At 58.5% G+C, this 15621-nt stretch carries 8 protein-coding genes and 1 pseudogene; 2 read left to right on the forward strand and 7 right to left on the reverse strand.

Going from position 1 to position 15621, the window contains the following annotated elements:
• Positions 1 to 249: 249 nt before the first annotated feature.
• Together CFE47_RS08775 and CFE47_RS08780 are read left to right on the forward strand one after the other, a co-directional pair.
• A complete protein-coding gene (locus CFE47_RS08775; protein WP_286836303.1) occupies positions 250 to 4785 on the forward strand; it encodes a SpvB/TcaC N-terminal domain-containing protein in 4536 nt (1511 codons plus the stop codon).
• The gene (locus CFE47_RS08780) at positions 4782 to 7472 is read left to right on the forward strand and encodes an RHS repeat domain-containing protein (RefSeq protein ID WP_286836304.1); all 2691 of its coding nucleotides are present in this window, start codon (positions 4782 to 4784) and stop codon (positions 7470 to 7472) included. The genes CFE47_RS08775 and CFE47_RS08780 overlap by 4 nt, the downstream gene beginning before the upstream one ends.
• 3 nt (positions 7473 to 7475) lie before the next feature.
• Here the strand turns inward: CFE47_RS08780 and CFE47_RS08785 are convergent.
• The 7 genes and pseudogenes from CFE47_RS08785 to CFE47_RS08815 all read right to left on the reverse strand — a co-directional run.
• A pseudogene (locus CFE47_RS08785) lies at positions 7476 to 7664 on the reverse strand (hypothetical protein); the annotation flags it as partial.
• Positions 7665 to 7734: 70 nt separating this feature from the next.
• Positions 7735 to 9186, reverse strand: coding sequence for a mannose-1-phosphate guanylyltransferase/mannose-6-phosphate isomerase (locus CFE47_RS08790; protein WP_286836305.1), 1452 nt, complete (start codon positions 9184 to 9186; stop codon positions 7735 to 7737).
• Between the two features lie 243 nt (positions 9187 to 9429).
• Positions 9430 to 10086: an alginate O-acetyltransferase AlgF gene (locus tag CFE47_RS08795; RefSeq protein ID WP_185708431.1), complete on the reverse strand. Its 657-nt coding sequence runs from the start codon at positions 10084 to 10086 to the stop codon at positions 9430 to 9432.
• Between the two features lie 16 nt (positions 10087 to 10102).
• Positions 10103 to 11287, reverse strand: coding sequence for an alginate O-acetyltransferase (locus CFE47_RS08800; RefSeq protein ID WP_286836306.1), 1185 nt, complete (start codon positions 11285 to 11287; stop codon positions 10103 to 10105).
• An 11-nt stretch (positions 11288 to 11298) separates the two neighbouring features.
• A complete protein-coding gene (locus tag CFE47_RS08805) occupies positions 11299 to 12831 on the reverse strand; it encodes an MBOAT family O-acyltransferase (RefSeq protein WP_286836307.1) in 1533 nt (510 codons plus the stop codon).
• A 217-nt stretch (positions 12832 to 13048) separates the two neighbouring features.
• Positions 13049 to 14158, reverse strand: a complete 1110-nt coding sequence (locus CFE47_RS08810; protein ID WP_286836308.1) for a mannuronate-specific alginate lyase — start codon at positions 14156 to 14158, stop codon at positions 13049 to 13051.
• Between the two features lie 8 nt (positions 14159 to 14166).
• On the reverse strand, positions 14167 to 15615 hold the full coding sequence (locus tag CFE47_RS08815; RefSeq protein WP_185708456.1) for an alginate O-acetyltransferase: 1449 nt from the start codon (positions 15613 to 15615) through the stop codon (positions 14167 to 14169).
• Positions 15616 to 15621: the final 6 nt, after the last annotated feature.

Below are 15621 nucleotides of genomic sequence, written 5' to 3' on the forward strand. Positions count from 1 at the left end.
GTCCTGGCTCAGTTTGCGTTTAAACGATACGCCTACAGTAGCACCATGCTCTTCGTCGGAAATACGCCCCACCTGTTAGATTTCACAGGTTCGCCACCGCTTAAAGATGCCTAGGGTCTTCCAGTAATCACTCAAGCGACGCGGGAGCTGATCACGCAAGCCAGAGAAAAATACAAGCACCACAAGACCTCCGACCAAAAGTCAATCGAAGGCTCAATTTACGGCCAGCATTGGCCAGGAGTAGCCCTCATGAGTAATGACGAGTCACTGAACATCACCCCACCCAGCCTGCCCAAGGGCGGTGGCGCGATTCGCAGTATCGGCGATGGCTTGGGGGCCGTAGGGGCCAGAGGGGCGGCGTCTTACGAGTTGCCCTTGCCCATTTCCCCGGGGCGCGGGTTTGCGCCGGCGTTGGCGCTGAGCTACAGCAGCGGCGTGGGCAACAGCCCATTTGGCTTCGGCTGGAGCAAGACGATCAATGCCATTGCTCGGCGTGCATCCAAGGGGGGGCCCACCTATACCGATGAAGATTTATTTGTTGGCCCTGATGGCGTTGTGTTGATGCCGGAACGGGACAGCCGCGACGGCACAGTGACATCCAGGACCGAGACCCATTACCTCGCTATAGCCGTGGGCAGTCACCAAGTGACGCGTTTTTGGCCAAGGTCCGAAGGCGCATTCGCGTTGATCGAGCGCTGGACCGCCGACGCCGACCGCAGCGTGTTCTGGTTGATTCATACGGCGGACGGCAACCTGCATCTGTATGGAAAGACTACCGATTCACGCAGGGCCGACCCTGACGACCCGTCACGGGTAGCGGCCTGGCTGATTCAGGAAAGCGTCGATCCTCGCGGTCAACATGTGGCCTATGAATACAAGCCCGACAGTGATCCACCTAATCCAGACGAGCCCCACGACTATCGCGCCCAGCGTTTTCTGAGCTGTGTGCATTACGGCAACGCGCAAGCCAGTGAGCACCTTTACTCATGGGCGGCCGCTGGCTGGAACGATGTGCGGTGGCACTTTCACCTGGTGTTTGATTACGGTGGACGCCCTCACGCAATGGACGCGGTGCCCGGGTATGACGAAGTTCAACCTTGGAGCACGCGTACCGATGCGTTCTCGGACTACAGCTACGGTTTCGAACTACGGATTCGACGTCTTTGCCATCAAGTCCTGATGTTTCACAGCTTTACGCAGCTGAGCGACAAACCGGTGCTGGTGCAGCGATTGTTGTTTGAACATCGTGTCACTGCGCTGGGCTACACCCATCTGGTGGCGGCTCACTCCCAGGCCTGTGATGGAGAAGGCAGGCTCCACAGTCGTCCGCCTACGGAATTCGCCTACCAGGCATTTACTCCCCGGCTGGGCACCGTGGGCTACCAGCCTTTCGATGCAATGCCCGGCTTGAATGACGGCCTTAGATATCAACTGGTGGACTTGTTTGGTGAAGGGATGGCTGGCGTGTTGTATCGCAGCGACAAAGCCTGGTACTACCGCGCGCCCAGGCGCGCAGATCCGGCTGAGGTCCCCGATCAGGTCGCTTATGACGAGTGGCGTGAACTGGCGCGTATTCCTTCCGCCGACAGCACCAAATCGGTACGTCAATTTCTCGCAGATATCACCGGTGATGGCAGCCTCGACTGGGTTGTGTCCCAGCCGGGATGGAGCGGCTTTTTCACCTGCAAGACGGACGGCACTTGGGGCACATTCACCACCCTGAGTGCGGTGCCCAATGAGTTTTTCCATCCGCTGGCGCAAATGACGGACCTGATGGGCGCAGGTTTGCAAGACCTGGTGATGATCGGTCCACGTAGCGTGCGCCTTTACCCCAGCTACCGCGCTGAAGGTTTTGCTGTTGCCCAAGAGGTTGACCGCGATATCGACGATGACCGGCTGCCGGTGTTCAGCGATGCACGCAACCAACTGGTGGCCTTCGCTGACGTGCTGGGCAGTGGGCAGCAGCACCTGGTCGAAGTGCGCCATGACCAGATCAAGTGTTGGCCCAACTTGGGACGTGGCCGCTTCGGCAAAGGTTTTGTGTGGCAAAAACTACCGTTTACCTACGATGAATTCGACGCGTCCCGGATACTGCTCGCCGACTTCGATGGCTCGGGCGCAGTCGACCTGGTGTGGCTCCAGCCCGACTGCGCGCTGATCTACATGAATCGCTGCGGCAACGGTTTTGACGACGAGCCACTGCGCCTGCCCTGGCCATCCGGTGTCACGTGGGACCGCTTTTGCCAGGTCAGCGCCGCCGACCTGCAAGGGCAGGGGGTCTCCAGCCTGGTGTTGACCGTGCCGCATAGGGATCCCCGGCATTGGCGTTGCGACCTGATTCAGACCAAACCGTACTTATTGTGCGCGACGAACAACAACCTCGGCGCTGCGGGAAATATCGTCTACCGCAGCTCAGCCCAGGAGTGGTTAGATGAAAAAGCGGAGTTGACAGTAAGAAGCGCCGCTGCGGTCAGCCATCTGCCGTTTTCCATGCCCCTGGTCAGCGTCCAGACCCAAACCGATGAAATCACCGGCAACCAACTGACCCAGCGCTTTTCCTACCGCAACGGCTTTTACGACGGCGTAGAGCGTGAGTTCCTTGGGTTCGGCCAGCAGATTTCCAGTGACAGCGAAACCCAGGCTCATGCCGAGCGTGAGGAGGGCTACACCGCTCCGGTGCTGCGTAAAACCTGGTTTCATGTTGGCCCCGAACTAAAACCGCCCAGGGACGATTTCTTCAAGGGTGATCCAAAAGCTGAACCGTTGGGCGAGACGCTGCTCAGTCACTATCACCAGACCGACAAGGTCGATCAGTGGGTCGAAGCTGATGAGCTTGCGCGCGCGCACATGCGCTACGCGCTGGCGGGGCAGATATCGCGCAGCGAAACCTATGCACTGGATAAGCCTGATGGCGTGCCCTATGCCGTCGAGGAACACCGTTATGCGTTGCGCCGGCTGGACCCACCGATAGGGGGCACCCATGCGCGCTACCCCGTGATGCAAGTATTGCCACTGGAAAACATTACCTACCAATACGAACAAGACGCCACAGACCCCATGTGCCAGAAGACCCTGAGCCTGGCCTGGGATGAGTTCGGCAACCTGACCCAAGGGGTCGCCGTGGCCTACGCGCGGCGCCTGACGGCCGCCGACGACCCTGCCTGCGCCCTTGACCCTAGTACCATTGCGCCTGAAAAACGCTGGTGGTGCGACGCCCATGATTCGGCGCAACAGTCTTATTACCTGACAGAGACCCGCGCGCAGTTCATTCATCTGAACAATTTGCAGGGCTGGCGTTTGGGCCTGCCGTATGTGCAACGCAGCAACGCATTGGTCTTGAAAAAAGGCGCCGGGCCGGATGGTTTGACGCCCGAAAGCATCAGTTTTGAGCACTTCACCGCGTCAACGCCAGAGAACCCTCTCAACCTCAGCGCGCAGCGGGTACTAGTCGGGCAATCGCTACAGCGTTATCGCAAATTGCCGGAGAACACGACATGGGCCGAAGGGCAGGCCGATTTTTTGGCATTGCCGGACTATCTGGAAGTCGCCGAACTCGACAAGAACGCCCTGACGGCCTACTCGCTGCTCGAGAAAGATGGGGTTATGCCCTTTGATCTTGACAAAAAATTACTTGAGGTTGGCTATCACCCAATGGCGTGGGTCCTTGGCCCGGACTTGGATGGCAAACCGCTGTGGTCGGTCAAGCGCGGCTTCAACACTTATGGGAAAAAAGAAGACTTTTACCCGGTAATTGCGGTTCGCCAGACCCAGAGCCATGGCCTCACGTTGCTGGGTTATGACACTCATCTTTGTCTGAACACATCGCTAACGTTGCCCGATGGTTGCGAGACCCGGGTCGATAAGATCGACTACCGCCTGATGCAGCCCGTCCGCATCATCGACCCCAATCAGAATGTGAAGGAAGCCCTCCATGGTGCTTTCGGCCAAGTGCTTGCGACCAGTTTTCATGGCACCGAGCACGGTGTACCTGTGGGCTTCAAACCGATCGGTAATTACCACCGCCCGGAGGACGATAGCCCCGCCACGGCAATCGAAGCACCGGACGACGCACTGCAAGATGCCGCCACGGCCTATTTCGAGAACCCCTTCAGTTGGATGGGCCGCGTGTCGGAACACGAACGGCAGGACACGACCTGGATAAGCCAGTGCGTGACACAAGGCGACCTGTTGCCCAGCGGCTATGTACGCGCCAGCGTGCGCTGGTTGTTAGCGCCAGATGAGTTGACGCCCGCGCGGCAACGCTTGCTTGCGCTGCTGCCGAAGATACTGCGCGAACCAACCCATGCGGTGGGCCTGCAAGCGGATCGTTACCCTGAGGACCCCGAAAAGCAGATTCGCATGGCGATCAGCTGTTGGGATGGTTTTGGCCGCTCCTTGCAAACCAAGCACAAAGTCGAAGATGGCTACGCCTATAAGGTGTTGGAGGACGGAACACTGGCCCTGGAAGGGGGCAAGCCGGTCACCCTGCAGGACGTGGAGCGTTGGCGCGTGAGTGAACGCGTCGAATACAACAATAAGGGCCTGACAGTACGGGTGTATCGTCCTTACTTTGCTCAGGGCTGGCGTTACATCAACGATGCGAGCCTCCGTCAGCATGGCTATCACGATAAACAGTTCTATGACCCTTTGGGACGTCCGACCAACACCGTTCTGGCCAAGGAAGGCTACCTTCGGCGCGTGACTTACCGGGGTTGGTACACCATCAACGAGGATGAAAACGACACGTACGAAGAAGTGATGGCCGCCAAGGCGAGGCCGGCATGAGTCGTGTGGTGCACACGCAGACCCCGAGCCTGGCGGTGTTGGAGCCGCGTGGCCAAGTGGCGCTTGAGGTTGCTTATTGTCGAAGCCGTCCAGAGGATTTGGCGCAGCGCCGCATCACCCGGACGCGGTATAACACTGGTGGCCAGGCTGTGGCCCAGTGGGATCCGCGCTTGCATGACTTGCATAACGACGACCCGACAGTACCGCCCAACCTGGCGACGGTTTACTCCCTGAGCGGTCAGGTCTTGAGCACCCAAAGCGTCGATGCAGGTCTACGTGTCCAGCTATTTGGCGAAGCCGGGCAAGGCGTGTACTTCCAGGATGGCCGAGGCACGCAGCGCCAGGTTGAATTTGATGCCTTGTTGCGGCCGCTCGCTGTGTTCGAGCAAGACCTGTGCACGGAGCGTTTCAGCTATGGGGGCTCCTCTGCCGGGCATAACCAGTGTGGGCAGCTCATCCGACATGATGACCCTGCGGGCACAAGCCATTTCCCTGAGTACGCCATGGACGGCGCCGTGCTGGATCAGGTGCAGCAATTTCTGAAAACCCTGGATACGCCGGACTGGCCAGCGCCGCCGAATCAGCGGGATGACTTGCTCGAACTTGGCGAAGGCGCTCGCACCCTGTCGCAGTTCAATGCGCTGGGCGAGGCGCTGCAACAGACTGATGCGGCCGGCAATCGTCAGGGCTCCAACTACACCGTCGGCGGCCAACTTCGTGAGGCATGGCTGCAACTCACAGGTTCGCCGAGCCGCAAGATACTGGTGAGCGCCACCGCCTACGATGCTCATGGCAGAACCGAGCGCAAAAGCCTGGGCAACGGCGTCGTCAGCCAGTTTGATTATTGCCCCCAAGACGGTCGCTTATTGCGGCTGCACAGCCGACGCAGCAGCGGCGAACCGTTGCAGGATCTGCATTACGTCTACGACCCGGTGGGGAATATTGTCAGCATCGAGGACAAGACCCTGGCCGTGCGCTTTTTTGCCAACCAGCGTATCGACCCGATCAACCGGTACACCTACGACAGCCTGTACCAACTGATCGAAGCCACGGGGTTTGAAGCCGGCAGCGTGCGCCAAGGCCCGGATCACCGGGTCGATCCCCTGGCCGTTGCCAACTTTCGCCAGACCTATCGCTATGACCTGGGCGGCAACTTGCTTGAGCTGATTCACCACGGGCCGCAGAGCCACGGGCGGGTGTTGACGGCGGCTCGCTACAGCAACCGCTGTTTGCCTGAGCGCGATGGCGTACCGCCGACCGAGGCTGAGATTGCCGCTGCGTTTGATGCCAGCGGCAACTTGCTGGAGCTGGAGGCGGGCCGAGCGTTGCATTGGGATTGGCGCAACCAATTGGCGTACGTGCGGCCGGTTGAGCGCAAGTCTGCCCTCGACGACATTGAGTGCTACATCTATGGCGCCGAAGGTATGCGCCAGCGCAAGGTTCGCACAGCGCACACCAACGCCCGCGCGGTTGTCAGCGAGACGCGCTATTTGCCTGGGCTGGAGATCCGCAATGTGTACGGTGATGTGCTGCATGTTGTCAGTGCGGGCGAGGTGCAGGTGTTGCATTGGGAAACTGCACCGCCCACGGCGAATGATCAATATCGCTACAACCTGGCAGATCATTTGGGGTCCTGGTCATTGGAACTGGACAGTCAGGCGAAGGTGGTCAGCCGGGAAAGTTATCACCCGTTTGGCAGTACGGCGTTTTGGGAACGGGGTGATTCGAGTGAGGAGAGTTATCGAAGATTGGGGTATTCGGGGAAGGAGCGGGATGAGACGGGGCTTTATTACTATGGGTTGCGGTATTACTTGCCGTGGTTTCAGCGGTGGGCTAATCCGGATCCGGCGGGTGTGGAAGGAGGGCTTAATTTCTATGAAATGGTACGCAATAATCCGATTAAATATGTGGATAATTTTGGACTGTCTCCCAGTATATGGATTACGTATGAGGGGTGGCAGGAGCGCGTATTAAGCAATGCGGAACTTATAACCGAGTTTTCGAATGGGGTGCCTAAGATAATTTTTTCAGGTGACGGGCATGACGTTCCGCCATTGCGATATGCATTAGGTGTGCCTGATGTGATGGATGCCAATAAAAGTGGAACGTTAAGTTTGTATGTTGAAGCTACACAGGAAGATGCTGTCAATAAAAGTGAAAGATTTGTGCCGGAGTTTATTATGCAAGACAGGGTCGAGGTTGTAGGTTGGGAACCTGCTGAATTATCTACGTCTATGCTGGATCTTGTGACGATTCTGATGGAACATGCGGAATCAGATAAACTGTCGTCCTCAATAATAGTTGATCAAGTCGAAATGCTTGGTGCAAAAATTACAAGTGGCTTGTCTTTGAAGGCTGAGAAGCTGGCTAAGGAGTTTTCCTTATTGATTTCGGATTTTACTAGCCCCGAAGGGTATGCGCCGGAGGTATTAAGTCGTCTGATGAACATAACTACATCGGTATGGCGGGATGAATTTATCAACCCGTATTTGGCTGAAAAAATAGGTCGCGCTGCGGGCTCTGATAGCGGAAAAACTTTATTGGTCTCGGTAGGTTTTGCCCATCTTGATCCTCAGTACAATCCGGTTCAAAAAATATTAAGTGAAGAGCGGGAGATCTATGGCTTTCAACAAAAAATATTTTTTAATCGTTCTAACGTGCCCGTTTTTAATAGTGCGGGAAAATGATTTTTACGAGATTTGGTTTTTAGTACGAAAAAATTCCAGTGATTGCGGGCGATAACCATGGCGCAACGGCGGTGTGAGCAAGTCATCCTCTGAAGTTGCGCCGGCCTACAACTTACCTAGCTCGCGATAGCGTGCGGCGGCGTAGACGTTGTCAGCCAGGTCGACCGCGTCGCCCGGTGCATAGGCCGCCACGCAGCCCCCGCCCAACCTGCTGCGGATAGGGGACGCAGTCGGCTGGACGGGGGCTTCTTGTACGACTGTTTTACTGCGCGATAGTTTTCACCGACACGCCACGCTCAACCGGCGTCGAACGACCGTAGATATCTTCAAACCGCTCGATATCGTCTTCGCCCAGGTAGCTGCCCGATTGCACTTCGATGATCTCCAACGGGATCTTGCCCGGATTGCGCAGGCGGTGCACCGAGGCGATCGGGATATAGGTGGACTGGTTCTCGCAGAGCAGGAACACATTCTCATCGCAGGTCACTTCGGCAGTGCCGCTGACCACGATCCAGTGTTCGGCGCGGTGGTGGTGCATTTGCAGCGAAAGGCAAGCGCCCGGTTTGACCGAGATGTGCTTGACCTGGAAACGACCGCCCATGTCCACCGAGTCGTAGGAGCCCCACGGACGATAGACTTCGCAGTGGTTCTGGGTTTCGCTGCGGCCCTGTTCGTTGAGGGTGTTGACCATCTGCTTGACGCCCTGGACCTTGTCCTTGTGGGCAATCATCATCGCGTCCTTGGTTTCCACCACCACGATGTTTTCCAGGCCGATCACCGACACCAACTTGCCGTTGCCGTGAATCATGCAGTTCTTGCTGTCCTGGATCACCACGTCGCCCTTGGTCACGTTGCCGTTGGCGTCTTTATCGTTGACCGCCCACAGCGATGCCCAGCAACCCACGTCGCTCCAACCGGCGCTCAGCGGCACCACGCAGGCGCGTTGGGTTTTTTCCATCACGGCGTAGTCGATGGAGTTGTCCGGGCAGCAGGCGAACGTCGCTTCGTCGAAGGACACGGTGTCGGCGTCCTGCTCGCTGCGCTCAAGCGTCAGCAGGCAAGTGTCGTAGATGTCCGGATCGTGCTTTTTCAGCTCTTCGAGGAAGCGGCTCGCGCGGAACAGGAACATGCCGCTGTTCCAGAAGTAACCACCGCTTTTGACGAACTCGACGGCGCGTTTTTCATTGGGTTTTTCCACGAACTGTTCGACGCGGCTCACGCCTTCGGGCAGCAGCGAGTCAGCGGTGGACTTGATGTAGCCATAACCGGTTTCGGGACGGGTGGCCGGCACGCCGAACAGCACCATCTCACCACGTTCTGCGGCCACGGTGGCCAGGGCGAGTGCACGCTGCAGGGCTTTCTGGTCGTCGATCACGTGGTCGGCCGGCAGTACCAGCATCAGCTCGTCGCGGCCTTCATTGACCAGCATCATCGCGGTGAGGGCCACGGCCGGCGCAGTGTTACGCCCGAACGGCTCCATCAGGATGCGCTGGCAGTCCAGCTTTCGGGTGCTCAGTTGCTCGTTGACGATAAAGCGGTGGTCCTTGTTGCAGACCACAATCGGCGAATCCATGCCTTCGAACACCAGGCGCTCCAGGGTTTGCTGGAACAGCGTGTGCTCGCCGGTCAGGGCCAAGAATTGTTTCGGGAACTGTTTGCGGGAAAGCGGCCAAAGACGTGAGCCGCTACCACCGGAAAGGATTACTGGGATCATGTGTTTCTCCTTGAATCAATTTGGGTCAGAGCTACGAAGGTTTGTCGTTTCACTCTTGTTTTTGTCTCGGTCCGAATTGACCTGCTCGGTCCCTGTGGGAACCGGGCTTGTGTGGGAGCTGGCTTGCCTGCGATGCGGGCGACTCGGTGTTTCAGTGACACCGAATTGATGCCATCGCGGGCAAGCCCGGCTCCCACAGGGCCCTGTTTTCACACAGGGATTGGGGTCAGTTCGAGAAATTAATCAGCGGGTCGATACCGGGCGTTTCACCCAGACTGGCGAGAGGCTCGAACCGGAGCCCGTCACATACAGCACCGCTGCTTCACCACGTTCCAAAGCAACCGGCTTCACATCGCCGACTTTCTTGTCACCGTCATACAACGCCAGGCTCACCTTCACCGGGTTGATTTCACGTTCACCACGGCCCTTGGCGGCCACCGACTTGACCACATCGGTCTTGCCGTCAGCGGTCTTCAAGGTCAGGGCCTTGTCGCTGAGGTTTTGCACACGTACCAAGGATTTTTGCTTGTTCTTGAACGGCGGTTCTTCGATCAGTTGTGGTTGACCGCTGCCGCTGTTGACCAGGGTGTAGTAGTGGTCGGCGGCGAGCTTGACCGGTACGGTCTGGCTGCCGATCTTGGCGCTGTAGTCACCGCCCGGCATAAAGCTGAAATCGCTGCTGGCCAGTGGCGCAACGTCACTCAGGTTGGTAGCGCCGACAGTGGCGCTCACTTCCTGGTTGCTGGCGTTGTAGACCCGTACGAAGCTCGAACCTTTTGGCGCGGTTGGGCCGTAGAGGGCAGCGTCGCCACCGGCGAAGGCGGACATCGACACGATGCTCATGCCAGCAGCCAGGGCCAGGGTCTTGGCGAGACGACGAGGAGTAGTAGTGAAAGTCATGTGAGTTACCTCTCTTTCAGTTTTGCGCCCGGTCGGGCGTCTCGGATTTTGGGTGTTTAACTGGGGTGTTCAGTGCCATGTTCTGTTGGCGCGAACCGGCTTGTTTAAGTTGCGCAACCCACGACGGGTCGGCATCACCGATTTCGTTGTTCACAGGCAGATAACGTTCAGGAAACTCCCAGATCAGCACCTGGGGCGGGCTGTTCTTGAAGTCATCGCTTTTCAGGTAGCTGAGCATCGGCAGGATCGGCCCGTGGCCGTCTTCCGAGTAGTTGATGACATCGCTGTGCAGGGCTTGCTTGAGTGCACCCACGAAGTTCCAGTTGGGGTTGGCGCTGTAGCTGGTGCCCACCAGTGCCACCGGGGTTTCGCTGTCGGTGAACAGCGCGTCGTCGCCACCGGCTTGTGCCAAGTGCGTCACGCGTTTTTCCAGCGGCTCTTTCGGCGGCATCAGGTTTTCGAACAGCGGGTCCAGGGGCAGGAACAGACGCAGGTCGCCTTTATGCGGCTCGGTCTTTTCGGCCTCGGTGACAAAACGCTGTGGCTCGCCGCTCAGTGGGGTTTTCTCGCGAATGGTCTGTGCCAGTTGCTTGGCGGCGATTTCGGCACCATCAGGCGTCCAGTGGGTATCCGTGCGCAGGAACACTTGCTTGCCGCTCAGCTTGGCCTGTTGCAGCGGGCCGAGCAGGTCGGGGGCGATGATCTTGTCGGCCGCCACACGGGCATGGAAGTCCTGGTAGAGGTTGGCGTGGATGCTCGCCGGTTTCACTTCACCCAAGTGTTCCGGGTACAGGCGCACCTTGGCCGGCACAATCGCCATCACCAACTGAATGCCCTGGGCCTTGAGCTTCTGGCGCACGCCTTCGACCAGCGCGTAGTTGCCTTGCAGGTTCTGGTCTTCGTTGACGGCGGGATTGAACTCCTCGTCGCTGTACAACCAGTGGTCGCGGCCCAGCACCACGCCGGGGCGGCCTTCATTGAACAGCTTGTAGTCCAGTGCTGCCCAGAGGTTGGTGCCCAGGCGTTTGATCGGGAACTCGTCGTCGTAGTGGGTCTCGACGGCTTTGGTCCAGCGACCGTTAAGCACCGTGGCATCGGCATTGGTGCTGAAGCCCAGGAAACTGCGCAGCGACCAGGCGCCCAGGGCCAACAGCACCACCATGAACAGGCTGATATAGAGGACGCGTAATGAACGGGTCATGGTCGGCTCCCTCAAAATTGGAAGTAAAGGAACGGCGAGAAACTCTGCGCCGACAGTTTGAGAATCGACGCCACAAACAGCAGCAGCACCGCAGCGCGCATCGCGTAGCGTGGCAGGTCAGCGGTCCAGTAGGCCGGTTGCACGGTGGCATCTTTGCCCACGCTGAAACCTGGCTCGTGGATGCTGCCCGGGTTGTCGCCCGGTACCGCCTTGATCATGCTTGGGTCGGCTGGCTTGGTCTTCTCGGCAGGGCGGTTGGTGTAGAAATCGCGCAGGCCAAAGAACGCCAGTGTTGCGTACGCCACCACCAGGGTTGCCACTTGCAGGCCGGTGAGGTTGGCGCGGTTGAGTTCCGACAGCGACCACTCGCCAAAGCTGAACATGGCGCCGTACATACGGCCGGCGACGTGCAGGTTTTCGGAACGGAAGATCACCCAGCCCATCACCACCAGCAGGAAGGTGAAGGCCCAGCGCAAGACGTTGAAGCTGCGTGGCGCGGTGTTGAGGCCGATGGCTTTTTCAATCGCCAGCCACATGCCGTGCCACGCACCCCACACGATGTAGGTGATGTTCGCACCGTGCCACAGGCCACCGAGCAGCATGGTCAGGAACAGGTTGCGGTAAGTGGTCAGCGTGCCTTTGCGGTTGCCGCCCAGGGTGATGTAGAGGTAGTCACGCAGCCAGGTGGAGAGGCTGATGTGCCAGCGGCGCCAGAACTCGGTGATCGACTGGCTGATATACGGTTGCTTGAAGTTTTCCATGAAGCGGAAACCCATCATCAAGCCCAGGCCGATGGCCATGTCGCTGTAGCCGGAGAAATCGAAATACAGCTGCGCGGTGTAGGCCAGCGCGCCGAGCCAGGCGTCGCCCGTGGTGGGGTTTTGCAGGGCGAAGCAATGGTCGGCCACCACCGCCAGGGTGTCGGCAATAAACACCTTCTTGATGAAACCCTGCATGAACCGCGTGCAGCCCTCGGAGAATTTGTCGAGGGTGTGGGTGCGGTTGTTGAACTGGTCGGCCAGGTCGCGAAAGCGCAGCACGGGGCCGGCAATCAAGTGCGGGAAGATCGCCACGAACGCCGAAAAGTCGATCAGGTTGCGCGTTGCCGGCGTGTCGCCGCGGTACACGTCGATGATGTAGCTGATGGACTCGAAGATGTAGAACGAGATACCAATCGGCAGCAGCACATGGGTGAGGATGAACGGCTCCAGGCCCGCCGACTTCATCATCACATTGATGCTGTCGACGCCGAAGTTGGCGTATTTGAAGTAGCCGAGGATGCACAGGTCGACGGCCACGCCGAGCAGCAGCCAGCGTTGGGCAGGCTTGGTGCGCACGCCGGCTGCACCGACTTTGAGGCCGATCCAGTAGTTCCACAGCGTCACGGCGGCGAACAGCGCCAGGAAGTCCACTCGCCACCAGGCGTAGAACACATAGCTGGCAATCAGCAGTAGCAGATTGCGATAGCGTTGCCCGCTCAAGTAGTACAGGCCGAGAAAGATCGGCAAGAACAAAAACAGGAACACATTGGACGAGAAAACCATCCCGATCTCTCCATGTTTAACAGACAGTCAAGGGCCGCAGCCCCCCCAAACCCCCCCACGAAAATTCGGGGGAGGGCGGTACTACATTCCAACTGTCGAAACCGGTTCAAACTGTGGGAGCGGGCTTGCTCGCGAATGCGGTGGTTCAGTTACAGATGTGTTGCCTGACACACCGCATTCGCGAGCAAGCCCGCTCCCACATTGGGCCCCTGTTTCGTCAGCTGCCTTTGTTGCCTTTTTCATGCGCCGGGTCGTAGACCTTGGTCAGGTCACCCCCCAGGCGGAAAGTCTTGAACGGCTGCATCCCGTGCTTGCGCTCCACCACATCCGGGGCGCAGGTGTAGAGGGTGCAGAAGGGTTCGAGCCAGGCGAATTTCATGTCCTGCTTCAAATCCTTCATGTCCTGTTCCTTGCCGTTCTTCTGCTCGAAGATGTCCGGGTCTTTCACCCCGGCCAGCACCTTGTCGCCCAGGCGTTTGAGCGCGCTGTTGTTTTCCTGGCGCAAATCAACACCATTGACCAGGGCAAAACTGGCGATCATCGACAGTGGCGGCAGGGCGTAGTTGTGGTACGACAAGGCCCGTTGCTGACGCTTCAATTCATTCGGCAGGAAGCCTTGGTCGTCGACCTGGTTCACGCCGACCTTGTATTCCTTCACGGCCCAATCAAACAGATCACGACGATTGGTGGCGATGGACGTCGCCATTACCGACCAGGCGGCCCAATAGGAGTGGTTGTTGGTTTTTTCCAGCGGCAGGTTGTCCCAATCGCTCACCACTTGGTCAGCCAGTTTGTTGAACCAGGCCTCGATCAACTGCGACTCCTGCTGATGGTTAGCCAGCGGGTGCGAGTCGGAAAACTTCAAGCGCACATAGGCCGACGCCATGCTGCCCAACGCCCATTTGCGCATGGACTTGCCGGTGTGGTTGAAGTCCTTGGACATCAGCGCATCGGCCTTGGCCCAACTGGTGAGCCAATTCAGCGTGCATTCCAATTGCTCCGGACGACCGTCGCGCATGAACTGCATCACGCGCTTGCTGGTGTCTTTTTCCAGCTTGGTGATGTCGGCGGTGCTGTCGCGAAAGGCCTTTTCGGACTGGGTATTGAGCGTGGCGCGAGCCTTGTCCGAACCCTCGTACTTGCTGCGAAATTGCAGCGAGCCGGTGTACGGCGCCGGCATGGCGTCGCAGTCATTTTTGAAGTCGCCGGTCTTGAACGCTTCGATCGGGGCAAAGTAGCCCTGGGGCGGACGCAATGGTGCGGCGGCGTTGACTGAGCCGGCGAAGATCGCCAGGCCCAGCAACGTGGGGATCAATAACTTCTGCATAGGTAACCTCATTGCCCGAGTTGGGCGGTTTTTTGGCCGCCGCTTGGGAATACGTTGCGTGTGCAAATTTTCGCTTCAACCTTCTGCGCGGCCTGGCCCGCCTCGGGGCCCTGGACTTCCACGGCCAGCAAGTTCTGTGAGGCCCAGTCTTCATCGGTGCGCAGTTCGAAGGCGAAACGCCCGTCTGTATCGGATGTTTCGGGTTTTTCGATCTTGAGGTCCTCGTGGCGCCCGTTCATGTACCAGAGGGTGGCTTGCAGGGTTTTCACCGACGGGTCGGCGAAGCGGATATCAACCTGGTGATTGGCATTACGCAGGTCTTTGTTCGAACTGTTCACCAGCAATTCGTTCTTGCCGGGTTTCAAAGAAGTGCTGGCGGTCATCTGCGCGGTCTTGCCTTCGCAGCCGTTGTCGAGCAGCGACATCATCTGGCGGTAGATGGTCTCCTGGTCCAGGCGATACAGCGGCGAGAATTCCCAGATCAAAATCTTCGGCGGAGTCTTCTGGAATTCATCGCTGCCCAGGTACTGGATCATCGAGCCTTCCAAGCCACCGCCCGGGAAGGCGACGTTGAGAATGTCCGCACCGATTTCCTGTTCCAGGAAGCCCGCGAAGTTGTAGTTCTTGCCACTGTGGCTGGTGCCCACCAGGGTGATCTGCGGGTTGCCCGAATCGCCGAACAGGTCGCCGTCGCCCGCTTCGCCCTTCGGTTCAGTGGTGAACTGGTCCATGTACTGGACCGCGTAGCTGGTGCCGCACAATTGCCCGGCCATGTTGTGCAGGGTGCCGGTCTTGCCCATGCGCCCGGAGCGTGTGGTTTCGAATTCACGCTGCGGGATGCCGGCGAACTCCGGCATGGCACGCACTTTTTCGCCGACGATTTTCGCGGTGCGCTGGGCGCCGTAGGGGGTCCAGTGTTGGTCACCGCGGAAGTAGAAATCGTGGGCCGGCAATTCATCTGGAAGCTGTTCGTTGGTCAATGGCGATAGGTCTGGCACCACGTAGCCCATCTTGGCGAAACGGCCGAGCATGGTCTTGTAATTGGCCAGGGCCTTGTCGAAATCGAACTTGGCTTTTTCCTCAGGATTGAGTTTGTTGCGGTTCACCAACCCCCGGGTTGGTTGATAAACCACCACCAATTCCACGCCCTTGGCCTTGAACGCATCGTGCAGTTGCTGCATGCGTTTGTAGCCTGCCGGGCTGGTGTCGAATTCGGTGCGCAGGTCTTCCTGGGTACGGAACAACCAGTCGCCCTGGGCTTGTACCAGGGTGGTGAAGTTCTGCTGGTAGCGCGTGGTGTAGTTTTTCGCGTCATGGGCGGCGGGGCACAGGCTGCAGCACGGTTCGGCGGTGAAGGTCGGCGCCTTCACTTCATCGGCGCGCACGCCTTGGCTGGCCGCGAGCAGGCCGAGGGTCAGACCCGAGAGGCTCAGCAGTTTGATCATGTGTGGGTGCATAAGGGT

The sequence above is a fragment of the Pseudomonas sp. PGPPP1 genome (assembly GCF_002255865.1).
In the GTDB taxonomy this organism is placed as follows: Bacteria; Pseudomonadota; Gammaproteobacteria; order Pseudomonadales; family Pseudomonadaceae; genus Aquipseudomonas; species Aquipseudomonas cremoris.